The organism is Acidithiobacillus albertensis (genome assembly GCF_001931655.1).
GTDB lineage: Bacteria > Pseudomonadota > Gammaproteobacteria > Acidithiobacillales > Acidithiobacillaceae > Acidithiobacillus > Acidithiobacillus thiooxidans.
Window position 1 is genome coordinate 734,839 of the sequence record NZ_MOAD01000001.1, and the last position, 26,274, is coordinate 761,112.

The window sequence follows — 26,274 nt, forward strand, 5'->3', positions numbered from 1 at the left end:
GGTGAGAATTCAGCGCCCGGCAACGTGGTCGCTCACGGCTCCGGAACGATGCAGCAAATCCATCAGGGCTGCCAGGGCTGCTGCAGGCTCCTGCTGGGCGTGATTCACCACGCAATCCGGGTGTTCGGGTTCTTCGTAGGGATCATCTACGCCCGTAAATCCTTTGATTTCTCCGCGCAAAGCTTTGGCGTAAAGCCCCTTGGGGTCACGTTCGGCACAGAGCGCCAGGGGCGTCGCTACATGCACCTCCAGAAAAAGCCCGCCCGCTTCTTCCACCAGGCGTCGGGCTTCAGCGCGTGCCTGTCGATAAGGAGAAATGGCTGCTACCACGGCAATGCCGCCGTGGCGTGCCACCAGACTGGCCACAAAACCAATACGGCGGATATTTTCATCGCGATCGTCGCGACTGAAGCTTAAGCCCTTGGACAGAAAACGGCGGATAATGTCGCCGTCGAGCATGGTTACCGCACGTTCATCCTCCGCTTCGAGCTGTCGCACCAACATCCCCGCCAGCGTACTTTTGCCACTGGCGGAAAGGCCCGTAAACCAGATGACCAGCCCGCGTCGATCCGCGCCACGATAAGCCTGACGCAAAATTCTGATCACCTCCGGGGGAGAAAACCATTCGGGAATTTCCTCGCGGTTGGCGAGCTTGCGGCGCAATTCGGTCCCCGAGATGCCTGCCAGGGCTTCACCATTGGCTTCACTGACCGGAACGTATTGGCGTCGGGTGGGAGAGTAGGCGAATTCCGGGAGGAATATGCCGGAAATACCCATTTCCTGTGCGTGCCGGGCAAATAGTTCCTGGGCAGCAAAAGTGGGATAAAACAGGCCACCAGCAGAAGCACCAGGGTCTGCATGGCCCCGCCCGATAATAAAATGAGTCGCACCAAAATTGCGCCGGATCAGAGCGTGCCACAGAGCCTCGCGGGGCCCGGCCATGCGCATGGCCAAGGGCAGGGGAGAAAGCAACGCCTGCCCCTGCGGATAATGATCCAGTACGGCGCGGTACACCCGCATGCGATAGGCGGCCTCTATGTCTCCGGGTTTGGTGGGCCCGATGGCGGGGTGCAGCAAGAGTTTGGCACCCGTTCCGGCCTGCTCCAGACCCGCCCGGGTGACGGCAATGTGGGCATGATGCAGAGGATTACGGGTTTGGAAGGCAACCACCGGGTGCTGTCCCGTCCACTGGGCACGCAGTTGCGCGGGAGTCTGATATTCAGGCGGAAACTCCACCGCAGCAGCCCGGCTGAGCGTCTGGGCATCCCAGGGTGTGACCGTACCCCCCACATACCAGGAACCCCGGTCAAACAGCTCCGCTACCCCGGGATGGTTTCTGTCCGTGCTGCCATAAACTGCCTCGGCCTCCAGTTTTTTGTCCGGTTGATAACACTCCGAGACCGTCAAGGCGGCGAGTGGTGTGCCGTCGCTGCGTTCCAGGCGCAAACGGTCACCCGCACGCAAAGTGCTGCCCAGAGCATCATCTACATCCAGCACAACAGGGATGGGCCAAAGTGTACCATCCCGAAGGCGCATATTTTCCACCACGGATTGCCAGTCGGCCTGATCCAGAAAGCCCGTCAGTGGCGCAAATGCGCCCGTCAGCAGCAACTCAAGATCACAACGCTGGCGCAGCGTCAGTACATGTACGGCATTATTTTTCATGGGAAGGCGTTCAGGCGCTTAGTGGAAAAACGGGCAGGTGGGCCAGCGCGATGACTTCTGCCCATTGCTCTGCATTGCCCTCGGTGCAAATGGCGGCAACGGCAGCGACTTCGGCTTCAGCCTGAGCCATTAGCGTGCGCATGGCTGCCAAAGTAGAGCCGGTACTCACCACATCATCCACCAAGGCTACCTGCCTGCCCTGAATTGCCGCGCGGTCCTTGGCATCCAGGTACAGGGTCTGGGTTTTGCCGGTGGTAATGGACAGTGTCTCGGTCGATAACGCCTCACCCATGTAGGATTTGTAATTTTTGCGAAGCACCACATAGGGGCGACCGCTATGCACGGACAGTGCATAAGCCAGTGGAATGCTCTTGGCCTCGGCGGTGACAATCACATCAAAATCAATATCCGCCATGCGCTGCTGAAGGGCGGCAGCCGCAGCTTCGGTGAGCTCGGTATCACCAAGAATATTGAGGACAGCAATGGCTAAATCCGGCTGTACCTTGAACAGGGGAAGGTGACGCTGCACCCCATTGATGTTGAGAGGATGGCTGTTGAAATGTGAATCTGTGGGGTTCATGGATGCTCCTTTTGCGACATTTTGCCACAGGGGGAGGGGGGTGGGTAGTTGCCAGGGTGATCAGGCTAATATTGATCAGGGGAAATACCAGGATTGGGTGTGGTCATTTCATCCAGTTGTTGAAGGTGGTCAGTCAGCCACTGGAAACCGATGTGTTCCTGTTCCAATCTGAGTCCAGGGCGAATGTGCGCGTCGCGCAGGTCATCGTAGAGGGATTGCTCTGCGCTTGTGAGTCGGTGCAGGTCAATCCGCAAGGGCTTGTCCTCACAGCCCCACAAGGCAGCGTGGGCATCCAGCGTGGCCCTGTCCATCAGGAAAGAATCCACATGGTCAAAGTGGCCGCGAAGCTGATCCAGAATGCCAAAACCATGGGTATCAATATCTCCCCAATAATGGATTTTGCAATTGTTTAACCAATGACTACGAGCCAATGCATCCCAACCATAACCTGCACCAAAAATCACGATGGCATGTTGCATTGGTGGGAAGACCAGGAAGTTGGTCTCATTTTCCGTAATGAATACCCGCTGCACAGCCAGATCCAGGCGACTAAAGCTGTCCGCATCCAGCGTCACGTCGGGGGATGACAAACCGGGCAAGATACAAATCCTGGGGTCCAGCACGCGAAAGCGAATGCGCGTTGGTTTTTCCAGAAAGCCATACCGGGCAGCAAACTGGCTGATGCCGGTTTTGCTGACGTCAACCACATTTACTGGCAAGGTCAGGTCGAGTAACTCGGTGAGCACTCCGCGATGATTTTCGATGAATTTGCTGTGTACGTTGGGTAAATCCACTTGCCGCAAGTAGATGCCAGGGCGGGGATGTTCGGCCAGCCAGGTCACCACAGCCAACAAACGGGGCCAATCGGCGGACAGCGCCAGCGCCTGGAGAGGGCGTCTTTCCAGCCAGGGCAGCAAGGCGGGATGGGTTTGCCGGGTGACGGAAACCTGCTCAATAAAGCAGTTCCAATCTTTGCGCTTGCCCAGGCAATTCAGTGCATCTTCCAATGTCTCGACCCACACGCAAGCTGGCAAGTTCTGCGTGCCCTGAACGTGATGGCGAAGCGCCTGCCACTCCACCCGCACGAATTTGGTCGATGCCAATTCGGTGGCCCAGGCGCGCACTGCCTCAAAATGATCGGTGATGTCCGCTGAGTTGGGGGTCTTGAGAGCCAGGCGTAAAGGAAAACGCTCCCTGCCGGTCACTGCGTCGCGCAGTAGTTCTCCGCGTTCCCAGACCCGCATCAACTGCTTTTTCAATTGCTGCGGGTCAGTCCAGGTCACGGCACTGACACCTGCACAGATTGGGCGGTCATGGCGGCTTTCTGCGCCCGGTATTCTGCAATGGAGAGGTTGCGGAGCTGCGAGGATCGCCCGCCCTCGTTATGAACGAATCCCACACTGGAAACAAAGGGTTCGATAATGTGGATTTTCTGCAGCGGAGTCACGATCAATAGTTGCAGGTTGAGTTGCTGGAATAATTTCAGGCCATATTGGGCAGATTCATCTGAACCACGCCCGAAGGCCTCATCAATGACCACAAAACGGAAAGAACGGGAACGCACTGCGCCCCATTCCAGGCCAAACTGATAGGCCAAACTGGCTGCCAGGATGGTATAGGCCAGTTTCTCCTTTTGCCCGCCTGACTTACCGCCGGAGTCCGAGTAATGCTCGTGCTCGCTGTTATCTTCCCGCCAGCGCTCACTGGCAGCGAAGAGGAACCAGTTACGTACATCGGTAACCTTGCTGGTCCAGCGCCGATCCTGCTCCGACAAACCCTCTCGGCCCCGGAAGCGGTCGATGATGGTTTTGACCTGCAGGAACTTGGTCTCGGAATACTGGTTGTCGTCCGAACCGGTGACGGTACCCTCGGTGCAAGCGCGTAATTCCTGCTGGAAATCTCGGATTTCTGTATCGGGACTGGGCTGTGATTCAAGCACGATGTAACGGCCGGGATTGTAGTCGATCTCACTCAGCGATTGGTTGATATGGGCAATACGTTCCTTGATGGTTTCACGCTCGCGGGCCAATTGGGCATTGAAATTGGCAATTTCGTTGATGGTGTTGACATTGAGCAGTTCTTTGAAGCGCGTCACAAAACGCGGCAGGTCGTCACGATTCAACTGGGTCAGCAGGTTTTCATATTCAAAAGCCGCCTCAAGACTCGCATCGATCTCGGCGGTTTCGAGCTTGAACTGCTCTTTGAAGGAAACCATGGCCTTGATGATTTTCTCAGCAAGGTTTGCCAGTCGCCTTTGCTCGGCATCGAGTCGGTCCTGCAGCCATTTGCGTAGATCCTGCTCACGATTATCACAAGACTCAATGCTGAGTTGGTGCTCACCCAACGCTTCAGAACGCATGGCTTCGAGTTTTGCCTGCAAGCTGTCGTCGATGCTCGTATCCTCCAGCAGTGCTTCGGTTTGCTGACGCAACGCTTGCGCATCGGCGCGCCGCTGCTCTACTTTGGCACGTTTTTCGCGGGCTGCCTGCAGCGCTTCCCCCGTCTCTTTTTGCGTTTTCAGCAGGGTATGCAGGTTGTCGTTGAGCTGTTTGAGCACATCCGACGCGGATTCAAGCCGCTGGCGCTCATCCACCATCTGGGCGATCTCGGTGGCGACGCTGGCCCAATCCAGTTCATCAAAGGCAGTGAATTCCTCAAGACGGGTCAGGGCATCAAGACGATCATTGAGCGCATCACGTTCTTTCTGGATGGACGCAATCTGACTGCCAATTTCAGCCAGTTGCGCCTCAAGCTGGCGACGTCTAGCCTCCAGTGCGGCGATCTTCGCAGTATTGCTCCAGCCCAGCACATAGCGGCTGCGATCATCAATGCGGTGACGGTCGTCCTTTTCATGCCGGCCACTTGGGTCTTTGATCTGCCCCGCGCGAGTGATGGCACGTGTTTCACGGCGAAACTGTTCTTGCGTACTACAACAGGCCACATCAAAGCGATGGGCCAGTTCGCGCTCCAGCCAGTCATAATAGGGCGAGTCGGGCTTCATGGTCAGTTTGCGGACCAGGGAATTCCGGTGCAGGTCCGGCAGTTCAGCGGTCTTGCGTGCGCGCACCTGAAAGTACACCAGACGGCCACGCAGATGGGCCGCATCCACCCACTCTGCCACTGCCTTGTAATGTACATCCGGCACCAGCAGCGCCAGACCGAAGCCGCGTAACAAGCGTTCGGCTGCGCCTTCCCAATCGCGTTCATCGTCACGCACCTGGATCAACTCACCGATGAAAGGCATGTCATCCACATTCAAATTCAAAGCCGCACATAGGGCATCACGAATCTGGATCTGTTGATCATCGATGTTGCTGCGCCGCCGTTTGAGGCTGTCGATTTCCAGGCTTTGTTGGGCATGTTCCTGCTTGCCCTGGCGCATGGTTACGCCATATTCAGTGAGGGTGTTTTGCAGGTCGGCAGCGCTGTTGCGGGTTTCCTCCCGCCAGCTTTGATACTTGCCCCGTTGTACGGCGAAGTCGGCGGCCTCGTTGGCGGGTGCTTCGCCCAGTACGGCGGTCAGTTCCGCATAACGGGCAGCCTTGGCTTTGCGTACATCCCGCGACTTCTCTTTCTTGTGGATTTCGCTGGACAGCCATTCCAGTCGATCTCCACCGTTGGCATTGATGGCCTGCTTCAGTTCATCCACTTGCTGACCGTGCGCTTCATGTAACGCGCTCAGTTTCTGTATCTGGGCATCCACCCGATCCCAGTCTTCTGTCAGCGAACTCAGGCGTTTGTCGATCAGTCCGAGTTTCAGGCCAGCAAAATGGGAGCGCAGACCTTCCCGGCAAGCCCGCAAGCTGTCGGCCTCAGCCTGCATGGCCTTGTGGCGAACGCAGTCTGCGATCAGCGGCGTGAGTAGCTCCACCTGTTGGCGGGTTTTCAGTACAGCCTGATGGGCCTGGTTGAGATCATCAAAGTGACTGATCAAGTCTTGTAGGCGCTGGTCCACTGCAAAGGGTTCCAGCATATGGCTACGGACGAAGTCCGTCAGGTTACCTACCGATTTCATCGATACGGTTTGGTGGAACAATTCCAGCGCTTGATCGTTTTCAATACCGAAACGTCGACGAAACCATGCCGCATAGGGAGGAAAGCTGTCCTGTAATTCTGCGCCCTTGGCGCGCAGATTTCTGCGCAATTGAGCGATGTCCGATCCGAATTGGGCGAAGTCGGCGGTAATGGACAGCGCCCCTTCCGCGCCCAGAAAAAACCGTGCGGGCTGCCGCTGGGCGTCTTTCATCCAGAACACCTGAGCCAGTGTCACCGTCTGGGCATAGCCGGCATTCTGGAATACGCCGAGAATGACGGAGTAGCTATTTTGGTCCCGCAGGCTCACTGGTTTGGCTGCTCCGGTAATCTCATTGCGCTCGGATTTGTAATGCCCAAGCACATAAGAGCGCAGGGTGCGCTCCTTGTTGTCTGCTCCGGCTGCCTTGTTGTAGGCGACCCGGTTGGCAGGTACCAGCAGGGTAGTGATGGCATCCACCAAGGTGGATTTACCCGAACCGATATCACCGGTCAGCAGCCCGTTTTTGCCATCCAGTTGTAGCGTCCAGACCCTGCTGTCAAAGGTGCCCCAGTTAAACACTTCCAGCCTGGTCAGCCGGAATCCTGACAAGGTGTCATCAGCACAGAAGTCGAGGTCCAATAATTGTGGCTCATTCATGATCAATTTCTTCCCTGCTGCCGGTCTTGCCAGCCAGTTGCCCCTGGTAACTGGCCAGACGTTCATCCAGTTCGGCCAGCCATTGGGCGTCTACAAAGGCCTTCAGAATGCGCCGCACCTCATAATTGGCTGGTCCAGCGGTAGCGCCACCAGCCGTTTTGAGTTTTTGTAGAAAGCCCAGTTCGACGACTTTGTTGATGGTGGTTTCAATCTGGTCAATCAGCCTGGCTTCATTCGGGCCATCGGGCAGAAATACCCGCACCAGATCCACGATGTCATCGCGGGACAGGACCAGTCGCGTATCACCCCCACCAGCATCAAATTCGGCCAGTTTTTTGCGCAGCAAGGCAAGCAGTAAACTTACGGCAAATGATAATGGTCGACGGGCCACCAGACGTGGTAAACGCGGGGAGGGGTCATCCTCAGTGGGTTCGGGGCGGCTTTTCAGGAAGGCATAGCCTTCAGCCTCATCCAGCACCAGGTCGAGATTGAGCACTGCCACATAATCACGCACCCGCACTTGCAGCTGCAACAGTGCGGCCCATTGGCGCTCGTCATTTTCACGGTAAAGCACGCCTTTGAGCAGGCCAATCAACAGCACCGACAAGTCAGCAGGCGGAGCAGCCGGTGTAGCCTGGATTATGTTCAAATATTCCACTTCCATTTCTTGCCTCGATGCTTGTTCAGCGCATGAAAATCACGCGGGGTAGTCGCGCGCTGCGAATAAGTGTTTGCCCTTCCATATCCGCTGTCTGCCAGCGGATGGATTCAGTCGTGTCTTCATCCACTACGCTGCTGAACACTTCACTGCCCAATTGCAGGTAGGCAATTAATTCAGCCAGCCCTTGTTGCAAGGGCTGATTAGTGATCAGTTCACGCAAGCTGATCTGGGTGTGATCTTGCAAAGCGTGGCGAATATGACGGGTTAGCTGGGCCTTATTGACGACGACCTGTTCAAAAAGCCTGGAGGGATCAATGTTTTCATCGCCAGCCTGGAGGATGATTTCGGTAATCATTGGTTTGCTGGCCGGAGTGAACAGTGGCCGTTCCATCGCCAGCACAACATCCGCGCTGGCTGCAGCCATTTCCATCACCGTGCCGGTCGGAGCGATGCTGCGGAGCGCCAGTGCCTTGCTTTCAATACCATGCAAAATATCCATGATGCGGCGGTTTTCCAGCCAGGCCTGGTCATCCAGAAAGCGGCGTAATTGCTGGGACAAGGCGGCGACGGTACGCTGGGTCTGTTCACCAGCTTCCATCCAGTCGTAGTGTACCCGGCGAGTCCGGGTGTCCGGGTTCAGTTCCGCCACAGCGGGTAGTGCCAGTACCTGATCCAGCAGATTGGTCAATTCTTCCTGCCGACGGCTGGATAACAGAAAATCCCAAAGGGCACGGAAACTCTTGCCCTGGTCGGAATCACCAATAGCATCGCGCTCACCCATGATCTCTTCCAGCAACGCCCCTTTGCTGCCTTCCCATAGCGCAATGCGCTCACGCACGCGGCGGTCCAACTGGCGGAAATTGTGCTCCACCTCGCGAAAATCGGTGAGTAACTCGCGTGCGCCCTGCATGAATTGCTGAAAACGGTCCTTCACCGCTGTGTCATCCAGCAGTGATACCTCACCCGCAAGCACCTTTGCAATCTCGGCATCAATGGCGTCACGCTTTTTGTGCAACTCGGCAATGCGTTTGGCAGGGTCGGCTTCGCTGCCCTCGCTCATCTGCTTGAGCAGGTCAAAGAGGGTAAGCAAGCGCGATTCGGTTCCGACAAATTGCCGTTCACTGAGTTGCGTCAACCAGGCAATAGCCTTTTCAGTAGCCGGGGTCAGATCAAACTGCGCCTCGTCTGTGCCCGTGCGGTAGAACTTGCGCAGCCAGCCCTTATCGGGTTCTGCCCAGTCGTTCAGGTATTCCAGTGCAGGCTTGGGGAATGCAGCCTCACCCAGATGCAGGCGTAAGGCATACAACTCATCTTCCAGTGCTTCGGCCAAATCCGCCGCTGCCATCACCCGCTCATTGGGCACTACGAATACCCGATGCAAAAAGCTCGCTACCAGCGGTGCATGATCTGAACGCAACAGCCGCCATGCAGGGTGATGGTTACGCAGGACGTCAAGGGTGGCGTAGTCGAGAGTTACCAAGTATTACAAACCTCATTTTCGTACTTAAACAATATCGGCAAGTTTCCAGTATGATTTTTTGAATTCATTGCTTGCCCGTCCCGGATGCCGGGCTTACCAGACTGACCCCAGAGAAATATGTGGAGTATCGCTGCCCGTCACGGGTCAGCACGGGGCAGCCAGCCACGGCAGCATGGGCGCCGATGAAGAAGTCGGCAAGCACGTTGTTTTTCTTTCCTCCCATCCGGCGGTAGCGCACGAAGGCCTTGCCAGCCAGGAACAGCGCGGGCCGGGGAATCTCGAGCATCGTCAGACCGAGTTCAGCGACAGTGCGATCCAGGGCTTCGACCGTCGAGAACGTCAACGACAGTTCGGCATAGATGATCGGATTGATGACCAGGCGATGAATTTTGGACTGCGCCCGTAGCTGGCCGATGGACCAGTCCGCCCATTCCGGATCGTCCTCCAGAACGTCGACCAGCACATTGGTATCGACCAGCAGAATCAGTTATTCACCGCGCAGCAGGGCCATCAATTCATCGGTGCGCCACTTTACGTCGGCCCTGCCACGGGCTATCTCGAAGCGATCCGGCTTGCGGCTGGGCCGGGCACCGACCTTGTGAATAACGACATCGCCTTCGCGATTGACCGCGAAATCAACAGAGCAGCCTGGCGCGAGATTCAGTGCGTCGCGAATCTGCTTGGGGATGGTGACCTGTCCCTTGCTGGTGAGTGTGGTTGCCATTTGATGACTCCTGACGTATTACGGTATCGGCGATTGTAATACTTCCAAGACACAACGGCAATTTCCGAAAATTCGCAGCGCCCGTGAAACCCTGCCACTGCTGGCCCTTCGCGGGCGTAAAAAAGCCCGGAGCATGTCCGGGCTTTGGAATGTTGGTGGAGCGGAGGAGGATCGAACTCCCGACCTTCGCATTGCGAATGGGATAAGGTGGTTTTTAGAATCAAACGCAGAATAAAAATACATATTAAAAAACAGTATAATAACGTATTATTGAATCATCTTTTTTTGCTTTTCGTTGATGTTCCACTGCATCATTTGTGCATCATGATGCAGTAAAGGCGGGCACGCCCGGTTAGCCTGTTCTGCGGCATCCCGAATTACAGCGTCCACTGATTCGAGTTCGGATGCTTTTACTGTTCCAACAAATGCTCGACAGGATGCACGGTTAATAAAAAATCTTATTAAACAACTATTTTTACCGTGTTGCACCGTTATGTTGTGTTAATCAGCGTCATTCATTAATCAACTTTCAGCATCAGGTTTTTACCACCCCATATCGCGGAATATCAATCATTAATTTCTTGAAATATTGGGTGCATTAGCGAAATGCTGAGGTTCTTAATGGAGAACCATCCAAACGCTGGTTTCTGCTGAAAACTGGCTAATCACCAGCGCTGCTTGGCAGTTGGCCGCCGCTGGGTAGGTTACGCCCTGCTTGATCACAGGCCCTTGTCCTCTTGTCGTGCGGTCGCGCAGTAGCGAATGCAACGGGCGTTTTTCGTGTCCGCTGAGGCCCCACGCTAGGCTGAAAGCTAATCTTTATGTAACCTTTTGTGCAAATCTATGGAATTTATACCCGCGAAGGAAAACCGCATGCAGGCTCGTATCGTTATCCCGTTGGTGCTCATGGGGCTGCTTTCAATGGGCAATACTTATGCGCTGACTAATATGCAAGCAAAACATTTGGTGATAGCCGCATACAATGGAAACACTACAGACTTAGCCAAGCTGGAATCTGCGGCGAAGTATGGGGATGCTGTAGCACAAACGTGGTTGGGTCGGTATTTGGTTGCAAAAAAAGATTACGCGAAGGCGAACTCCTGGTACGAGAAGGCGGTCGCTCAGGGATATGCCAGAGCGGAAAACAAACTAGGGGATGCTTACTACTACGGCCAAGGGGTGCCGCAGGTCTACGCGAAGGCGAACTCCTGGTACAAGAAGGCGGCCGCTCAGGGGTATGCCGTGGCGGAATTTAACCTGGGGTATGCCTACCACTACGGCCAAGGCGTACCGCAGGATTACGCGAAGGCGGACTACTGGAACGAGAAGGCGGCCGATCAGGGAAATGCCAAGGCGGAAAATAACCTAGGAAATGCCTACTACCACGGCCATGGTGTGCCGCAGGACTACGCAAAGGCGGACTACTGGTACGAGAAGGCGGCCGCTCAGGGGAATGCCAGAGCGGAAAACAAACTAGGAGCCTGTCGGACTTTCCCTTTGCGTCGAATTATCGTATAATTACTTATAATTCAATGTGATGAGTGATTTTATGGCCCACTTCCTCAATGCTGACCGCAAGACTGATTATCTTCTGCCTCCCTCCATGGACGACTGGCTTCCGGAAGGGCACCTGGCCCGCTTTATTGTGGAAGTTATTGATCAGCTCGATCTCTCGCTGCTGGTCCAACAATATGCAGGTCGTGGCCATAAGGCCTATCACCCGGCCACCCTCCTGGCGATTCTGGTCTACGGCTATGCCAACGGGGTCTTTTCCAGCCGTAAACTGGAACAAGCCACCTATGATTCCGTGGCTTTCCGTTACCTCGCGGCCGGCAGCCATTCGGATCACGATACCCTGGCCACCTTCCGTCGCCGTTTTCTGGGCGAACTGCAAGGATTGTTCGTGCAGGTGCTGGAACTGGCACAGGAGATGAAACTGCTGAAGATCGGCCGGGTGTGTCTGGATGGCACCAAGATCCACGCCAACGCTTCCAAACATCAAGCCCTGTCCCATGGGCATATCGAACAGATGGAGCGTCATCTCCAGGCCGAAGTACAGGAACTCTTTGCACTGGCAGAACAAGCGGATCAGTCTGTAATTCCCGAGGGCGTGAATCTGCCCGAAGAGATCCAGCGCCGCACAGACCGGCTGGCCGTGATGGCAGTGGCCAAGGCGAAGATTGCCGAGCGGGCGCAGGTCCGTTATGCCAAAGAGAAAGAACATTACGACATGAAAATGGCGCGCCGTGCCGAACGGGAAGCCCTGGGACAAAAGCCCCGAGGCAAAGCCCCCCAGGCACCGGACCCGGTGCCTAAAGCGCAGGACCAGATTAATCTCACCGATGAAGAATCCCGCATCATGCCGGTCTCAGGCGGTGGCTTTGAACAAACCTATAATGCCCAGGCCGCCGTAGATGACCAGACGATGCTGGTGGTAGCCACCGGAGTCAGCCAGGCCCCCAATGACAAGGAACAGGTCATCCCCATGCTGAAAACCCTCCAGGCACAAACAGCGCAACTGGGACCCATAGAAGCGCTGGTGGCCGATACGGGTTACTGCAGCGAAAAGAATGTGGAGGCCTGCGAAGCGCTGGGGATTACCCCATTCATTGCCGTGGCCAGAGAAGAACACCATCCCGACTGGCGGCAACGGCATACAGAACCGGAAGCCCTCCCGGAAAACGCCCCCCCTATGCAGGCGATGATGCATCGTCTGAAGACGCAGGCAGGCCGAAGCGTTTACCGCCTGCGCAAACAAACGGTAGAACCAGTCTTCGGGATTATCAAATCGGTGATGGGATTCCGGCAGTTCTCCTTGCGTGGCCTGCGTCAGGTTCAGGGAGAATGGAGTCTGGTCTGCCTGGCGTGGAACATAAAACGCATGGCCGTATTGCGTCTGTAGGGCAGGAAAATGCAGATAAACCGCAAAAAACAGGGCAATAATGACTGAAATCAGCGCAAAATGAGCGATTTCAAAAAAATCAGGACGAAATTTGGCAGTGGTCCGAGGTTAAAGCCGACGGGCTGCTAGGGGATGCTTACTACTACGGCCAAGGGGTGCTGCAGGACTACGCGAAGGCGGACTACTTGTACTATAAGGCGGCCGATCAGGGAAATGCCAAGGCGGAAAATAACCTAGGGCGTGCATACCACGACGGCCAAGGGGTGCCGCAGGACTATGCGAAGGCGGACTACTGGTACGAGAAGGCGGCCGCTCAGGGGAATGCCAGAGCGGAAAACGAACTAGGAAATGCCTACTACCACGGCCATGGTGTGCCGCAGAATACGAGGACCGCCATAACGTGGTGGAAGAAAGCAGCTGCACAAGGTGGTCAGTGGGGGAAAATAGCGCAACATCGTATTAAAGTTGCTGAGGCTGGGCACGGATAGGATTGTCGCGCCTCAGCGATGATTTCTGTGAATGAAGCATGGGACATCCTGATAGATTATCCGGTGTCCGTCTTTAGACTTTTACCATAACGGCTGCAGCGGGGGTTTCCGTATACAGCGAGACCTCCACTCTATGCTGAAGGATGTTTATTATAACTTATTGAAAATATGCAATTTATATATTCAAAGGAGAATTTGGATGCAGGTTCGTATCATCATTATCCCTTTGGCGCTCATGGGGCGGTTTTCTGTAGTCCTTAGACAGCAGCAATAGAGGTTTCAGCAAAGATGGAAGAGACAAAGAAATCGCGGCCGAGCCTCCGTGCGCGCGCTGATAAAATCAAACTCGCACGCTGCAAGAATCTAATTGCGGTGATAGAAAATCCGGAAGACATTAGAAATGTCGGCACAGTCATTCGTAATGTGAATGCGCTTGGCGTGGAAAAAGCGTACATAGTGAGTAGCAGGGCAATGCTGCCAGATGACTGGCAAGACATGCGTGACAAACCCAAGCTCGGTGCAGTTTCTGCCTCTGCTATCAAATGGAGCTTCGTCAAGAAATTCAACGACACTGAGAGTTGCCTGGATCATCTGGAGAAGAATGGGTATGTCTCAGTGGTCACCTCTCCACATACAAAGGGCTGTAAGAACGTCGTACTACATGAAGCAGATTACACCAAGTACACTAAGCTTGCAGTATGGTTCGGAACCGAGGGAAGGGGCATCAGTCAGGTCGCACTGGAGCGGAGCGAGCTATGCATCAACATCCCCATGGCCGGTATTGTAGAGAGTCTCAATCTGGGAACCTCCTCCGGCATTGTGCTGTATGAGATCACCAAACAGCGCCGCATTTTTCAGGACGAGTTGCGTGCAAAGATTTCTGCAAAAAAACGTGAGAAGATTGATTTGCCGAACGGTAATTTTACCGGCTTAACTTAAACAGAAATAGATAGAGAAGGAGATTTTCCCCGTAAATCCGATATGAACGTCAAAATCCATAGATGTTATCGCAAGAATGATAGATAATTTGTGTCATCGCTTAAAAGGAGTGGAGAGAATGCAAATTTGTTCGCTCCATGCGGCTATATTATAGTTGTTTTAAGTGCCCTGAGATTGTGTACTTTAAAAGAAGAGGAATCGTATACCCAATGAGATGCATTTTAAAAAAAATGACACTTATAGAATCATTAATAATCATTGTTGCCGCAATATCACCGTTGACCGCAAAAAGCGACATTTTATATAAATGCCACCATGGGATCGCGTATATAATGAATAAGATTTCGGAAGGTAACCAGCCAGATGGTAAAAAATATAAGCCAATAGAGGGCTATAAAAATATTGGAAACGGATTCGATTGGACTTCATACAATAAACATGGATTCGCCTCAGAAGAAGCTGGAAAAAGATTCTACTGCGGAGGGGCAAGGATGACATTTTGGCCTCATCTCAATACTGGCAATATTGAGGGTCAGTGTGGTGCTTGGCAAGGAGAATCTCTCAAGATTGATTCATGGAGTAAACTGGCTATTAAAAGTCCTTCCATTTACATGGATCATTGCAACTCATCATTTTATGTAAAAAAACTGATAATAGATCCATCGGGCGGATATGTTTCGATTTATCGAGGATATTTTGAATCACAAAAGAAAACAAGGTTAAATGGCCCAGGTTTTTCATGTGCAGATGTCCATAATGTTGCCAATATATTAGTGTGTACCAGTTCTGAGCTATCAAGGATAGACCTTGATCTGGATGACAATTACAGGAAATTGATTGATAAAATTGGAAGTAAGTATAAACCATCAGTTATTAAGAGCCAAAATGTCTGGATTTCCAAAAAAAGAAAATGTACGTCCTACTCCTGCTTATGTAAACTGTATAAACAGGACGCTAGTTTTGTAAACACGTTACTACTCAAGCTTGGGATGAAACCGGAAAAAAATTATGGATCACTTTTCGGTAATGATTTAGCAGAATATCAATATGGTGGATGCGCATAAAATAAAAATGATAAAAATCATACTACCTTTATTTGTTGTGACAACGCTATTGTTTTGTAATGATTCTCTGGCGTCAATGTCCCCTCACTTGGCTCCCTTGCATTGCAGATTCAACGACGGGGGTTTTCCGGTTTATTCTCAAAAAATTTGCGGCAGAAGGTTAATCAAAAACGATAACCAAAGTGAACTGGATTATTGTGCTTACGCAGAGTACAGGAAAGCTAACAAAAAATTGAATTCTATTTACGACTTGTTGATGTCATCCGGGCATCATCCGTATTTGCTTAAAGCAGAATTATCGTGGCTTAAGTATCGTGATAACTACTGTAGAATGGAGATACATCAGGTTTGCGGCGGCAGTATGGAACCTATGGTTAAATACGGTTGTCTAGCAAAGCTTACAAAACAGCAAACAGCAAATATTATGAGTAGCTACTGGTATTTTTTTGGAAAAAACACGATTAAAAGCTCAATCAATTCTATTCATAATAACAACCACCAGAAAAGCCAATCATGGAATGAAACTTATGCACTAAATGATAAGGTTTCCCTAAGTCAAGGTGAAACCGGTTGGGTTACTGGATGCCTTACAATAAATAAGCAATCCAAAGATTTACAGTCAAGTATATACTTTTCGTGGACTGGCCACTTACTGAGCACCGGTAAAGTAAAGTACAAAAAATATAAAAACCTGCTTAGATTTAGGTTTAATGATGTCGGCTGGGGTAACGTTGGTAGCGGGGTAATTCACATTCATAACGGCTATGTAATAGAGAAGTTGATATTATTAAAAAAAGGTAAATATGGTTCTTTTGATGCTGACGAATACGGTACCTACCATTTAAAGTCCGGAAAATGCGAAATAAAGTGATTCGATATTGCGAGTTTGCGCAAGCAGTCACGATAATTTGGTAAAAAGATGACAGCCCATATAAGCGGTGTCAATTAGATAATGGTTTATATTCCGCAATATGGGTGGTAAAAACGCAATTCTGAAATTTGGTTAACAAATAACGCTGGTTGACAGATAGCTGAAAGCTACCAACGCCCAGGAGAGAGTGAGGCGCCCCAGAATATCACCGAAAACATAAGGCGTAACACTCATGACCATTCGCCAGGGGCAGCCATTTTCAAGCCATCACACCAGAGTGCACCAGGACGCCCGGCTTTGTCCGTTTCTCCGGTGAGATCAATCCAGGCAATCCAATTGTTGGCGAGAAAAAGGATGGTCATTTTGTCGTCATAATCGGGGTCGTTCATATCCGGCCACTCATCGTCCAGGTATTTCAGTATAACACCCTTGTCTACGTGCCAAACCTTAAAGTTAAAGGTTTTGTAAGGTATATTTGGGTCATCGAAGACGATTCTTCCTTCGCTGAGCAGGCGGTCAATAATGGCCAGCATCAATGTTTTCTTTTCTGGTCGACTGACGGGCGCACCTTTGCTGTCCACCTCGATATAATCGACATCCCCCCAGATGTGGTAAAGCAGAAATGAGAACCAGGTGTCAAAATCGTAGGAATAAACATGTTCCCACGTCTCCGATATTAATCTCAGGAACTCTTCTATCTCCATGCATCACCTCGCAAATTTGATTTCTTTGCCTAATTGATCTCGAAGCGGCCCTCTGGGCACATGTGTTTGAGCGGCCTGCTGTTCAGGGAGTGCGGAGGTTTTGACGCAGCACTCGTTTGCGGGACAGGCTGTTGATGCGGGATGGGGCGCGGCTGTCTCGTGCGTCTTGAAGTATTGCTCAATGGACTGCATGGAGTTCCAGTTGATGCCTCCGGAAGCACTCGTGCCCGGGGTCGGACAGGGGGCCAAAAAGACCGAGCTGGAAGTGGATGCCGTAGGTGCGGTAGTGGAGGTAGTAGGCGATGCTGCCGGAGAGCCGTTTGAACCGGGACCGTATTCCTGTTGCCGTATCTGTACGATGCGCTGGTCGGTATGCTGAATCAGGCAGCCCAGACCCTGGGTACTTTGCTGCGCCTTGGCCACCGTACCGCAAGCGGCACGCTTTTCCTGAATCCAGGCGATTTCCTGCGCACTGAGTTGACGCCGGGCAGAGGGCTGGGATATGGAAAGCAGCTGGTTGTAGTCTTTCGTGAGCTGACTGTTTTCATAGTCATAGACTTGCCGCAATGTTTGCAATCCAGATGATGTTGGCACGACCGGTGCTCCCCAAGCGATACCGAGAGAGGATAGCACTGCTGCAGTGACCCAGGCAGTCCTGCGCGGCAATCGGTTCTTGCGCCGGGTTCCCGTGTCTATGGAGCCGGCATTCTGAATCGCCCGGATTCTTATTGCAGGGATAAAGCAGCATCAGACCCTTGGCGAGACCCCTCCATGATGCCTGCACGCTGACAATACTAATCGCTCCGCCTGAGTAGTTGTCAGTGCAAACACTGGGAGCGTCTCATCCCGCAAGTATCAATTCACGGGCAGCGTCCTTGTTTGTTTGGGGCAGGTCTCAACATCAATGTGCTTTCCCGTCTTGTCCGCGCTACATCGTCCCAGGTCATACTGTGTCTCGATGAATGTTGGTGGCGGATTTGTTGCCGGAGACGATGGGTTATCAAAGCTTTTGATATAAAACCGAGCGAACCCGTTGATCTGCGGGAGCGCTGTCTGAAGATCAGTACGAGATTTGTAAAAAACTTGGACGACGTTTGGGTCGGTTGCGTCAAGTGGATTTCCGTCATTCACCCCGATAACCCCAACGGATATATCACCCACCGTCAGCACCCGATGTCGAGCGTTCCGCACGACGAATCCAGTACACATAGCTTGGCCCAGGATGCTTCCACCTTCGACAGAAATGCCGTGAACGATGCGGGACCATTTCCCAGAGACTTGTTGCATTTCGTAGTACAAGGCATCACTAAGCCGTTCTGTTTGTGTATTTTTTACATTTGAGTTAAGGCAGGATGAGTTTGAAATATAAAACGTTTTACCCACAAAATCTGCTGCATCCTGGATCAATTTTAGCGTTTTATCGGCGCTCATATCCAGCATCGAGGTTTTTTCTGATATGGGTGCCATCGTTGAATTCGATAGTGTCTTCTGGGTGTTGTCGCCAGCCATGGCGGGCAGTGTAGCCAATAATGTCGCCAGAAAACTAATGGCGACGATCATTTCTTTAAGCATTGCGCATACTCCTTGAGAGAGCCATCACTGATGGATAATTGGATTTTACTTGCCTCGAGTTTATATCTCTTGTGGAAATCGTTTGTCTTTGGGTATTTCGATTGCATTGCATGAAGATCTGCAACCACGCCATTCCAATCATCTGCTTTTATATCTGGTACAAGTGCCAGAATATTCCCGTGCCAATAATAATAGTCGAAGAGCGTGGTTTGCACTGGCGCTGGCAACAAGGCAAAATTCTGTACATGACAGCTTGTTGATTTTTGAGATCCGCGTCGTACTGTGTTCTGTTTTAGAGGTTCCCAATTAATGTTCCAACCTGGAGCGAAACACGCTCACACCCTGATGCGAGCCTTCGTGGTAACTTTGTGGCGACAAATACACCTAAGTAGCCGCAGCACTATCCACCGCTATCATATCAAACAGTTGCGGGTTTTGGAGAAGCACGCAAAAAAAAGTTTCCCATATTACTTCTCCTCACATGAACTTCCTTTTGAGCGTTGGCCAAAGCTCGAAAAGCAGATATCGATTGATCATTTTGACCAGTTAAATCTGGCCAGGCTTCGAACGGAGGAAATACGGGCTGCCCTGGTCGAAGGTAAACAACGTTTGGCTGATTACTACATTGGCCACAGCACAGGAACGAGCGGTAATCGCGGCTACTACCTGATTTCCGAGAGGGAGCGGTTCGTTTGGCTCGGCACAATTCTCGCGAAAGCCTTACCAGATGCCCTTTGGGCCAGTCACCGGGTGGCCTTGGTCATGCCGAACCTGGCGGCTCTCTATCAGACTGCATCGCAAAGTGGCCAGATTACTTTGCGCTTCTTTGACCTTGCGCTTGGTGTCGAAAGTTGGGCGCAGGATTTGGTGCAGTTCAGGCCGGATACAATAGTCGCGCCTCCAAAGGTCTTACGCTGGCTGGCTGACCAAAATTGCTTACCAGATGCCCAACTATTTAGTGCTGCTGAGGTTCTGGACCCACTGGATCGTGCTGCGATTGAGTCAAAAAGCTGTCGCCCATTACGAGAAATTTACATGGCTACAGAAGGGTTGTTTGCGGTGTCTTGCAAGCACGGCACGCTGCATCTTGCCGAAGATGTCGTACATTTTGAATGGGAAACCGTCGCTGAAGGCAGTAGGCTGATGTCTCCGGTCGTAACGGATTTCACTCGACGCGCACAGGCGATGATCCGATACCGCATGAACGATCTTATGGAACTCGAAGATTCAGACTGTCGTTGTGGATCTGTTTACCAGCCGGTACGACGAATTGTAGGGCGGCGGGACGATTGTCTGGAATTCGTTGATGCCAGTGGGCGCTTAAGATTGATCACGCCTGATGTGTTGCGCAATGCTATCGTCGATGCACACCCATCAATCAGTGATTTCCGCGTGGTACAAATCGCACCCAATGCCATGATTGTGTACTTGCCAGACCCAACAGAGGCCAAAGTTGTCACCGCTGTCACAACAATGCTTGCAACGCGCCTGTCAGTGCTGGGTGTCGCTCCGAGCATCTCCTGCAGCTTCGGAATTCAAACAGCTTTCGATCACAAATTACGACGAGTTTTCCGACATCAGACACTGAATCCATAGGTCATTCGGTTCAGGCTTGGCGTAGGCCATGCCATCACCAACCCTCCCTTTGCATCATTGGCACGATCCAGCGCTCAAGGATGCTTGCAAGCGCATGAATCACTGCACGCTGAGGAGCAGCGAGATGGCTGGCATGGATGGCCATATATTCAATCACCCCGTGCGCACCACGTGCCCTTTTAAAATCAGCCGCACCTGCCGATGCGTGGAGCCGCCAGCCCGCCTCCTCTGCAGCTTCACAAAACAGGTAATAGGCTATGCGGTATAGTGCTTCCCGGGGCGGTCGGGAAGTGTCATAACCAACCACACTTGGGGTCATTATGCCATCGCGCACCAACATGCCTGCTACTGCCATGATCTCGCCGCGTGAATTTCGTGCAAGACGATAGTCCATCAAACCGTTGTGTTGCGTCAGACTTACAAAGTTAGAAGTAAATATTGGATTGAGCGTGGAATATTTCTGTACATACAGCTGGCGATAGAGAGCTGCGATACGCGCTGCATCAGTGGGTAAAAGTGCTTTTGGTTTCTCGATGCTCAGCCCCGAACGGGCCAGCGCGCGACGGTCATTGGCGGCATTGTTGTGATTTCTCCATTGACGGGCGAGATCATCCACGACCCAGATTTGTCTTGCAGGTAATAGCAGCCAACCATCCGCACGTACTTGTTTGAGCAGGTCAGGAGATGACCAGGCGTCGAGCGAGCGTAGTGCCAGAAAGTGTTCTGGAAACCTTCGGACCAGTAGATTACGCAGCGCTGTCAGGCCTTCGCCCTGCCACGCCCCATGCAAGTTGGTAGACAGTAGCCAGTTGTCGATGTGAACAATTTTCGCAATACCTGCCCATCGCAGCAAGCCATCAAGCAGGGTTATGCTTCCCAGCGCTATCGATCGCCCACGACGCATCTTCACCAGTTCGATTTCACGTTTTGCATAAAGCGCATATGCACTGTGCGGATTGGCAACATAAGACAGACCGTAACCACCATTATCCACTGTCACGGGAAGATCGTGTCCCTCGCATTGCGCCAGTAGCATGCGCGAACTAACATTTTCGATCCAATGGTGCGTGCCTGCCCTTGCAAAGGCGGAAGCATAGTCTGCGGACAAGCTATGCATGCCAGAATCTTCGGGATGTTCGATCAGGTGGCAGGTCATGGTATCGCCTGGCCGTTCCATTCAATCCCATCGGTGGTTGCACCTGTTGGTGACATCCGCTTAACCAGTGCGAGTCCGGCAAAATAGGTTGCATCAATCAGGCTTCCCAGACCTACCTGTGGGTGGCCCCGTGCGATGACATCACAACCTTTGCACCAGTCGGCCCACAATACGCCAAGTCGTCCTGCAGCAATAGCAGAGGGTATACCCAAAAAAACCATGGCTGGTGTCATATGGCGTAGCAGACCGCTGGCGGGAGAAGGTACCTTACGCCCACAGGCAATCGCTTTGGCCAGGGTCGCGTCGGCATCGAAGAAGTGTAGGCCACTGACTGAACGCGGGTTACATTCAATCGGCCAAACCTGCCCGCTGTGGTCGATTATGAAGTCAAAAGCAATTTGACCGGTCATGCTGGTCATCTCGCCAATACGTTTCGCCACGGCCTCTGCTGCAGGACAATCAATAGCTTCCATACCATAAGCAGCAGTATGCCTGTACCGCCAGCGCGGGCGATAGGTCACATGGGCTACTATCTTGCCGTGATTTAGAACTGCCCAACTGCAGATCTCCACACCATTAATCTTTTCTTGCGCCGCCCAGCGAAGGGATGAAGACGCGTTCACCCGTGTTAATGATGCTGCTAGCGGACTTATCAGCGTGTGGGTGCCAAAACGCGAAAATTCCGGTTTGAATACTAGCGATTCCAGCGGAGGCAATTGTTCAGGATCAGGTGGACCTTCCAGACACTGGGTTTGCGGAGCCATCAAACCACATTCAGTGAGCAGCCTAGGGAATTCGAGCTTTGAATGGAGTCGCCTCAACAAGCCCAGATCCGGCGCAAACAGGCGATTGCCCCATTGCCCTCTCGCTGCTGCAGCCGCCAGCCAAAAAACCTCCTCACATGTAGGCACGACCAGTTCAAACTCGTGCCGCTCAACCAGTTCGGTGATCGTCGTTGCAAAAGCGTCGAATTCCCGCGCCGGTGCAGGATATCGGTGAATTTTTGCGGAGGGACGTAATGTGTATGCTGCCCAAGGGTGAATGCAATCGGCAAGTTCTACCACATCTCCAGCTGCCCGAAACGCCCGAAGAAGATCAATGGCGACAGGGGCACGTGCACCCGTAATCAGCACCTTCATGACGCTGTTCCGATCTCGGCAGCGCGCTCCGCACAATGGGAAGGAGACAAACGTATTTCGGGATTGCAGGATTGCAGTAAATGTAGTTTCCCAAGTGTTGTCCGTACGCTATGAGTGTTTCCCAGAAAGGCTGTCGTGATCGCCGGTGGCGGGGTATTACGCCGGATAGCATCGCTCGACCATGCGGCATCGGCAACGAGAAAATGCAATCCCCAATGTGCATCATTGAGCAGCAAACCCCAATGCCCCGGGCAATGGCCGGGTAGTTCGATGGCTAGCAGGGATCCATCACCCAAGAGATCGACACCATATTCAAAGGGCGCACAGCTTGAGGGTAGTGTAACTCGCGCACTGTCCTCGAAAAAACTTGTGCGCACGGTCAGGTCGGGAGGCAACAGATTGGGCAAAAAGCCGCGCCGGGTAGCGGCAAACCGCGAGCATCGCCGAAGATCTTCCAACCCGCTACGGGCGCAGTAAACTGTAGCTCTGGGAAACGCGTGCAGGCCTGCCACATGGTCGCCGTGGAAATGCGAAACGACGACATGACGTACTTCGTTGGGATCTACACCAGCAGCGCGACACTGGCTGGCGGCATCGTGCCGTTCCCGAATTTCGACTGGGGTGGTCCAGCGGTAAAATCGCTCAGGAAAAGGCTCCGTAGCAGTTAGAAAAGAGGGATCGTAGCCAGTATCGAACAGGATCGGGCCTTCCTCGGGATGCAGGATCAACGTGGCTATCGAGGGGAAATCCACGACGCGCCAGGTGCCTCCGCGCATAGTCATTATTTGCGGGTGCCGGCATTTGCCGGTATTAAATGCGCGGGTTATGACTTGTCGCATAATGGCCTTTCAGACAGCGCCCACTGGATGGAATCAAACGGATGATGACGCGGTATCCAACCCAGTGCTGTACGTGCGGCCGTGAGATCGAAGGTCTGGGACCAGCCCAGAATAAGTGCACCATAGGCCGTGATCGGTGGCTCGGATGTCCGCGAGGCAATAGAGAGATGCTCAAGCAAAGTGCCGACAGCCAGGAGTGCGCGGCGCGGAACGGGTAATAAGTGTACATCCTTCCCCAGATGTTGAAACAGATGTGTGAGCAAATCACGCAGGTAAACCGCAGTTCCACTCGAAATGTTATAGGCACGCCCGCCCGCTTCGGGCGCAACTGCCTGCGCAGCCAGCAGAGCCTCCACTACGTCGCGCGCATCGGTAGGTTCGATCAACGCCCGGCCAGCATAAGGCAAAGGCATTACGCCCATTTCTGCCGCACGCAATAAACGGGGCAATAGCGCGGTGTCACAGGGTGAAAGGATCGCACGCGGTCGTAGCGCAATGCAGGCCATGGAGCTGCAATGATTTGAGAGCACTGCACGCTCGGCCTCCAGCTTGGTATGAGCATAGCCATTGGCAAGCTTCACTGGCAGAGCGGTAGCCTCGGTGATGGCGATCTGATCTTGCGGCTGTGCATAAATAGATGGCGTCGACGTAAAGATAAAACGGCTACATGAGGCCTTGCGGGATGCATCCAGGAGTCGCTCAGTAGCGGTGATATTGGCGGATATAAAATCCTGTGTCCGTCCAAAAGGTGCCGAAAGGGCTGCAAGGTGAAACACACTAGTGACATCATGCATCATGGGCGACAGATCATCGTGGGCTAAATCAGCGGGTACAAACTGCGCACCGGTCGCTTCGAGCAGCGCTCCAATGCGTTGATTGCGCCCAGTGGCGATCACTTTGTTCCCCCGCGCCAATAACTCAGCAACCAATACCCGCCCGAGTCCGCCCGTGGCCCCTGTCACGAGTATGGATGGCTTTACCATCTTATAACTGCCCCACCCAGTGAAACGCCAGCAGCGCTGCCGATCATGAGAGCAGTTTCGCCTGTTTTGACGCGCCCCATTTGGCGCGCCTGGTGAAGCGCAAAAGGTAGGCTGGTGGCAATCTGGTTTCCCACATCAGCATAGATATCGATGGTTTTGGCGTGGCCTTGCGGAATCGCCCGCTTGAGATGTTCCAGTGCGGCGGCACTGGCTTGATGGGGGATAACGAGATTGAGTGCTTCTGCACAAACTCCTGCGTCAGCAAGTAATCTGGCCAAAAAATCCGGTAGGATATGACTAACGGCACGAAAGACGGCACGGCCATCCATGACAAAACGAGACCGTGCGAGAAACCCGGCGAGATCCTCATGCGGGCGCAGGCGCGTGCCGCCCGCTTCTAAGCGACAGGTATCAGCTGCTTCACCATAGGTCGCAAAACGATAGGCGAGACGCCTGTGCGGGCCATTGGCTTCTAGCGCGAAGGCCGCTGCACCATCGCCAAACAGCAGAGAGGTTTCAGGCGCAGCAAAGTCGAGGGCCGCTGAAGCTATGTCTGCCGAGACAATCAATGCACGTTGCCATTCGCCGAGTGCAAATCCTGCCAGCACGCGGTCGAAAGCTACTAGAAAGGACAGGCAGGTAGCATTGATATCAAACGCAGGGATTCCTGTATTACCAAGCCCTAAGCGGCGTTGAATGAGTACAGATGTGCCAGGGATTGGCTGCTCCATCACGCCACAGGCACCTATCAGCACATCCAGATCATTGGCGCGCCAGCCCGCCTGTTTCAAAGCACCTTGCGCGGCCAGAGCGCCCATCGCAGAACTTGTTTCCTCTGCATTCGCCCAATGGCGCTTGGCAATGCGGAAACGTCGATGGACTGCGTGTTCGTTAATCTGGGCATATCTGGCCAATTCACAGGCTGAAACTTCTCGGCGAGGAAGATAAACGGCGCTGCCCGCGATGCCGAAAGCACGAAAGCCTTTGGGTTCGACCATGCTCCCTACCTTTTTGCTTAAGGATGATCTGCACAACCCACGCTGAGGCGTGAATTGATACGCATGATTTTAGATGGTGACGTTTCCAGTCTCGCAGGATTTCGGTGTTTGTCTGTAGTCATCCTATTGTTTTCATATTGATTGAAAATTCCACGTTATCAAACGTCATTCGTTTACTACCTTACGTTTTTAAAACCAGTTAGTACAAACTGGTACTTTTCGGATTATCCTCGGAGCGAGGCAAGACAGATTGCTGGCCACTCAAGGAATTGATCCTGCCTGACAGGCTAAACTCTTGCCTCGCATTTGCCAACAATTTCATTTTTTTCAAAACGCCTGACGGTAGTATTTAATGGACCTTGGGCCCGAGCGATTGAATGCCACGAAAGACCACAGCTGCAAGACCGACTGCTATCCGGATGTATCAAGCAGAAGAGTAGCCAATCAAGGTGATGCGGGAATGGTAATGCCCGCGCGAGCATCCTTTGCCTCCAATTTGGCGATGCGAGCATTCATGGTAGCAATGTTCGCGTTGGCTTGCGCTTCTTCCGCTGGTAACGTCTTTTTTATCTGGGCTGCCTCAGCCTTGGATTGTGCCTCTTGCGCTGCAAGCCATTGCATCTGTTTTGAAGGGCTGATCTGTTTCGTGATGGATGCTGGCTGATGGGCCAGACAGGTTTTGCTCAACCATTTGCCGTGCACTATACCTGATTCAAAAAGTTGTCCATTGTCGACCCAACTGAAGTGTTCCTGCATCTGGAAATGCTTGCCGTTCCCAGTGTATTGCGTGTGAGACGTCATTACATCGGTAACTTTCGTAGCATTTTCATTCCCGATGGAAATGGTCTTGCAATTCCGCACGGTCGCATGCAGGGATGGATGCGACGTCACACAATGCACAGTCCCAGGAGAGGAACCGGGGGTGGTGAGTGTGGCGTGGGCCGTATCCTGGGGTTGATAGAGGCTATGGGAACACCGCATAGAAGTAGTTCGGGAGGTGCCGAGCAAGGGACTCTTGGTGGTCGTGATATATTGCCATTCGCCGGGTCGAAATCCGTAAGCCCCAGGAAAGTCTCCGGCGGCTGCTGAACGCGCATGCGCTAATCCAACATGGACCAGCAGTGCAGATAGTATCGCCAATGCGGTCACGCCTGCCAGCATCATTTTGACCTTCATGTGCATGGATATCCTCCAAAATTCGGTGGGTAGTACTGGACAACCTTTCCTGTAGCACGGGAAAA

At 52.8% G+C, this 26,274-nt stretch carries 25 protein-coding genes; 8 read left to right on the forward strand and 17 right to left on the reverse strand.

What is annotated here, in order from left to right; genetic code table 11:
* Positions 1-9 precede the first annotated feature (9 nt).
* The 8 genes from sat to BLW97_RS03905 form a co-directional block, all read right to left on the reverse strand.
* Positions 10-1,665, reverse strand: coding sequence for a sulfate adenylyltransferase (gene sat, locus BLW97_RS03870; RefSeq protein WP_075322376.1), 1,656 nt, complete (start codon positions 1,663-1,665; stop codon positions 10-12).
* A 10-nt stretch (positions 1,666-1,675) separates the two neighbouring features.
* Positions 1,676-2,245 carry a phosphoribosyltransferase family protein gene (locus BLW97_RS03875; RefSeq protein ID WP_075322377.1) on the reverse strand — a complete coding sequence of 190 codons (570 nt, stop codon included), beginning with the start codon at positions 2,243-2,245 and terminating at the stop codon, positions 1,676-1,678.
* A 65-nt stretch (positions 2,246-2,310) separates the two neighbouring features.
* Positions 2,311-3,528: a DUF3322 domain-containing protein gene (locus BLW97_RS03880; RefSeq protein ID WP_075322378.1), complete on the reverse strand. Its 1,218-nt coding sequence runs from the start codon at positions 3,526-3,528 to the stop codon at positions 2,311-2,313.
* Complete coding sequence (locus BLW97_RS03885; RefSeq protein ID WP_075322379.1) at positions 3,525-6,917, reverse strand: ATP-binding protein; 3,393 nt, start codon at positions 6,915-6,917, stop codon at positions 3,525-3,527. Before BLW97_RS03885 ends, BLW97_RS03880 begins: the two co-directional genes overlap by 4 nt.
* Positions 6,910-7,566 (reverse strand): DUF4194 domain-containing protein, encoded by a 657-nt coding sequence (locus BLW97_RS03890; protein ID WP_242947681.1) that lies wholly within the window; start codon positions 7,564-7,566, stop codon positions 6,910-6,912. Before BLW97_RS03890 ends, BLW97_RS03885 begins: the two co-directional genes overlap by 8 nt.
* Before the next feature lie 34 nt (positions 7,567-7,600).
* Entirely contained in the window at positions 7,601-9,058 is a 1,458-nt protein-coding gene (locus tag BLW97_RS03895; protein ID WP_075322381.1) for a DUF3375 domain-containing protein, read from the reverse strand.
* A gap of 64 nt (positions 9,059-9,122) precedes the next feature.
* A complete protein-coding gene (locus tag BLW97_RS03900) occupies positions 9,123-9,545 on the reverse strand; it encodes a type II toxin-antitoxin system VapC family toxin (RefSeq protein ID WP_341465662.1) in 423 nt (140 codons plus the stop codon).
* The gene (locus BLW97_RS03905) at positions 9,546-9,782 is read right to left on the reverse strand and encodes an AbrB/MazE/SpoVT family DNA-binding domain-containing protein (protein WP_010636975.1); all 237 of its coding nucleotides are present in this window, start codon (positions 9,780-9,782) and stop codon (positions 9,546-9,548) included.
* An 873-nt stretch (positions 9,783-10,655) separates the two neighbouring features.
* Between BLW97_RS03905 and BLW97_RS03910 the strand changes: the two genes are divergently transcribed.
* The 6 genes from BLW97_RS03910 to BLW97_RS03935 all read left to right on the forward strand — a co-directional run bounded on the left by BLW97_RS03910 (position 10,656) and on the right by BLW97_RS03935 (position 16,046).
* Positions 10,656-11,300 (forward strand): tetratricopeptide repeat protein, encoded by a 645-nt coding sequence (locus BLW97_RS03910; protein ID WP_075322383.1) that lies wholly within the window; start codon positions 10,656-10,658, stop codon positions 11,298-11,300.
* 31 nt (positions 11,301-11,331) lie between these two features.
* Positions 11,332-12,684, forward strand: a complete 1,353-nt coding sequence (locus BLW97_RS03915) for an IS1182 family transposase (RefSeq protein WP_075322384.1) — start codon at positions 11,332-11,334, stop codon at positions 12,682-12,684.
* Between the two features lie 122 nt (positions 12,685-12,806).
* Complete coding sequence (locus BLW97_RS03920; RefSeq protein WP_278278521.1) at positions 12,807-13,172, forward strand: tetratricopeptide repeat protein; 366 nt, start codon at positions 12,807-12,809, stop codon at positions 13,170-13,172.
* Positions 13,173-13,460: 288 nt separating this feature from the next.
* Entirely contained in the window at positions 13,461-14,111 is a 651-nt protein-coding gene (locus tag BLW97_RS03925; protein ID WP_075322386.1) for a TrmH family RNA methyltransferase, read from the forward strand.
* Positions 14,112-14,341: 230 nt separating this feature from the next.
* On the forward strand, positions 14,342-15,175 hold the full coding sequence (locus BLW97_RS03930) for a lysozyme inhibitor LprI family protein (protein WP_158025106.1): 834 nt from the start codon (positions 14,342-14,344) through the stop codon (positions 15,173-15,175).
* Positions 15,159-16,046 carry a lysozyme inhibitor LprI family protein gene (locus BLW97_RS03935; protein ID WP_075322388.1) on the forward strand — a complete coding sequence of 296 codons (888 nt, stop codon included), beginning with the start codon at positions 15,159-15,161 and terminating at the stop codon, positions 16,044-16,046. The genes BLW97_RS03930 and BLW97_RS03935 overlap by 17 nt, the downstream gene beginning before the upstream one ends.
* 230 nt (positions 16,047-16,276) lie before the next feature.
* Here the strand turns inward: BLW97_RS03935 and BLW97_RS03940 are convergent, their stop codons facing one another.
* The 3 genes from BLW97_RS03940 to BLW97_RS03950 all read right to left on the reverse strand — a co-directional run bounded on the left by BLW97_RS03940 (position 16,277) and on the right by BLW97_RS03950 (position 18,322).
* Complete coding sequence (locus BLW97_RS03940) at positions 16,277-16,750, reverse strand: hypothetical protein (protein ID WP_075322389.1); 474 nt, start codon at positions 16,748-16,750, stop codon at positions 16,277-16,279.
* A 3-nt stretch (positions 16,751-16,753) separates the two neighbouring features.
* Positions 16,754-17,344 (reverse strand): lysozyme inhibitor LprI family protein, encoded by a 591-nt coding sequence (locus tag BLW97_RS03945; protein WP_158025108.1) that lies wholly within the window; start codon positions 17,342-17,344, stop codon positions 16,754-16,756.
* Between the two features lie 261 nt (positions 17,345-17,605).
* Positions 17,606-18,322, reverse strand: a complete 717-nt coding sequence (locus BLW97_RS03950; RefSeq protein WP_075322391.1) for a hypothetical protein — start codon at positions 18,320-18,322, stop codon at positions 17,606-17,608.
* Positions 18,323-18,404: 82 nt separating this feature from the next.
* Between BLW97_RS03950 and BLW97_RS19720 the strand changes: the two genes are divergently transcribed.
* Positions 18,405-18,632, forward strand: coding sequence for a hypothetical protein (locus BLW97_RS19720; RefSeq protein WP_075322392.1), 228 nt, complete (start codon positions 18,405-18,407; stop codon positions 18,630-18,632).
* Positions 18,632-19,918, forward strand: a complete 1,287-nt coding sequence (locus BLW97_RS03960) for a F390 synthetase-related protein (protein ID WP_075322393.1) — start codon at positions 18,632-18,634, stop codon at positions 19,916-19,918. Before BLW97_RS19720 ends, BLW97_RS03960 begins: the two co-directional genes overlap by 1 nt.
* A 34-nt stretch (positions 19,919-19,952) precedes the next feature.
* On the opposite strand, the gene BLW97_RS03965 is transcribed toward BLW97_RS03960, so the two are convergent.
* From BLW97_RS03965 to BLW97_RS03990, 6 genes are all read right to left on the reverse strand, one after another.
* Positions 19,953-21,074 carry a hypothetical protein gene (locus tag BLW97_RS03965; RefSeq protein ID WP_075322394.1) on the reverse strand — a complete coding sequence of 374 codons (1,122 nt, stop codon included), beginning with the start codon at positions 21,072-21,074 and terminating at the stop codon, positions 19,953-19,955.
* Entirely contained in the window at positions 21,071-22,213 is a 1,143-nt protein-coding gene (locus BLW97_RS03970) for an ATP-grasp domain-containing protein (protein ID WP_075322395.1), read from the reverse strand. Before BLW97_RS03970 ends, BLW97_RS03965 begins: the two co-directional genes overlap by 4 nt.
* On the reverse strand, positions 22,210-22,995 hold the full coding sequence (locus BLW97_RS03975; protein WP_207650545.1) for an MBL fold metallo-hydrolase: 786 nt from the start codon (positions 22,993-22,995) through the stop codon (positions 22,210-22,212). Before BLW97_RS03975 ends, BLW97_RS03970 begins: the two co-directional genes overlap by 4 nt.
* A 41-nt stretch (positions 22,996-23,036) precedes the next feature.
* Entirely contained in the window at positions 23,037-24,035 is a 999-nt protein-coding gene (locus BLW97_RS03980) for an NAD-dependent epimerase/dehydratase family protein (RefSeq protein ID WP_075322397.1), read from the reverse strand.
* Positions 24,029-25,033: a 3-oxoacyl-[acyl-carrier-protein] synthase III C-terminal domain-containing protein gene (locus BLW97_RS03985; RefSeq protein ID WP_075322398.1), complete on the reverse strand. Its 1,005-nt coding sequence runs from the start codon at positions 25,031-25,033 to the stop codon at positions 24,029-24,031. The genes BLW97_RS03980 and BLW97_RS03985 overlap by 7 nt, the downstream gene beginning before the upstream one ends.
* A 444-nt stretch (positions 25,034-25,477) precedes the next feature.
* Positions 25,478-26,197, reverse strand: a complete 720-nt coding sequence (locus BLW97_RS03990) for a hypothetical protein (RefSeq protein WP_158025110.1) — start codon at positions 26,195-26,197, stop codon at positions 25,478-25,480.
* Positions 26,198-26,274 lie beyond the last annotated feature (77 nt).

Excerpts from the sequence above, each read along its gene's own strand:
- BLW97_RS03915 (WP_075322384.1), top strand. The coding sequence starts at position 11,332 with ATGGCCCACTTCCTCAATGCTGACCGCAAGACTGATTATCTTCTGCCT.
- BLW97_RS03935 (WP_075322388.1), top strand. The coding sequence starts at position 15,159 with ATGGTGGATGCGCATAAAATAAAAATGATAAAAATCATACTACCTTTA.
- BLW97_RS03965 (WP_075322394.1), bottom strand. The coding sequence starts at position 21,074 with ATGACCTGCCACCTGATCGAACATCCCGAAGATTCTGGCATGCATAGC.
- BLW97_RS03925 (WP_075322386.1), top strand. The coding sequence starts at position 13,461 with ATGGAAGAGACAAAGAAATCGCGGCCGAGCCTCCGTGCGCGCGCTGAT.
- sat (WP_075322376.1), bottom strand. The coding sequence starts at position 1,665 with ATGAAAAATAATGCCGTACATGTACTGACGCTGCGCCAGCGTTGTGAT.
- BLW97_RS03970 (WP_075322395.1), bottom strand. The coding sequence starts at position 22,213 with ATGAAGGTGCTGATTACGGGTGCACGTGCCCCTGTCGCCATTGATCTT.
- BLW97_RS03885 (WP_075322379.1), bottom strand. The coding sequence starts at position 6,917 with ATGAATGAGCCACAATTATTGGACCTCGACTTCTGTGCTGATGACACC.
- BLW97_RS03930 (WP_158025106.1), top strand. The coding sequence starts at position 14,342 with ATGACACTTATAGAATCATTAATAATCATTGTTGCCGCAATATCACCG.
- BLW97_RS03950 (WP_075322391.1), bottom strand. The coding sequence starts at position 18,322 with ATGCTTAAAGAAATGATCGTCGCCATTAGTTTTCTGGCGACATTATTG.
- BLW97_RS03910 (WP_075322383.1), top strand. The coding sequence starts at position 10,656 with ATGCAGGCTCGTATCGTTATCCCGTTGGTGCTCATGGGGCTGCTTTCA.
- BLW97_RS03940 (WP_075322389.1), bottom strand. The coding sequence starts at position 16,750 with ATGGAGATAGAAGAGTTCCTGAGATTAATATCGGAGACGTGGGAACAT.
- BLW97_RS03905 (WP_010636975.1), bottom strand. The coding sequence starts at position 9,782 with ATGGCAACCACACTCACCAGCAAGGGACAGGTCACCATCCCCAAGCAG.
- BLW97_RS03975 (WP_207650545.1), bottom strand. The coding sequence starts at position 22,995 with ATGACTATGCGCGGAGGCACCTGGCGCGTCGTGGATTTCCCCTCGATA.
- BLW97_RS03990 (WP_158025110.1), bottom strand. The coding sequence starts at position 26,197 with ATGATGCTGGCAGGCGTGACCGCATTGGCGATACTATCTGCACTGCTG.
- BLW97_RS03875 (WP_075322377.1), bottom strand. The coding sequence starts at position 2,245 with ATGAACCCCACAGATTCACATTTCAACAGCCATCCTCTCAACATCAAT.
- BLW97_RS03960 (WP_075322393.1), top strand. The coding sequence starts at position 18,632 with ATGTTCCAACCTGGAGCGAAACACGCTCACACCCTGATGCGAGCCTTC.
- BLW97_RS03980 (WP_075322397.1), bottom strand. The coding sequence starts at position 24,035 with ATGGTAAAGCCATCCATACTCGTGACAGGGGCCACGGGCGGACTCGGG.
- BLW97_RS03985 (WP_075322398.1), bottom strand. The coding sequence starts at position 25,033 with ATGGTCGAACCCAAAGGCTTTCGTGCTTTCGGCATCGCGGGCAGCGCC.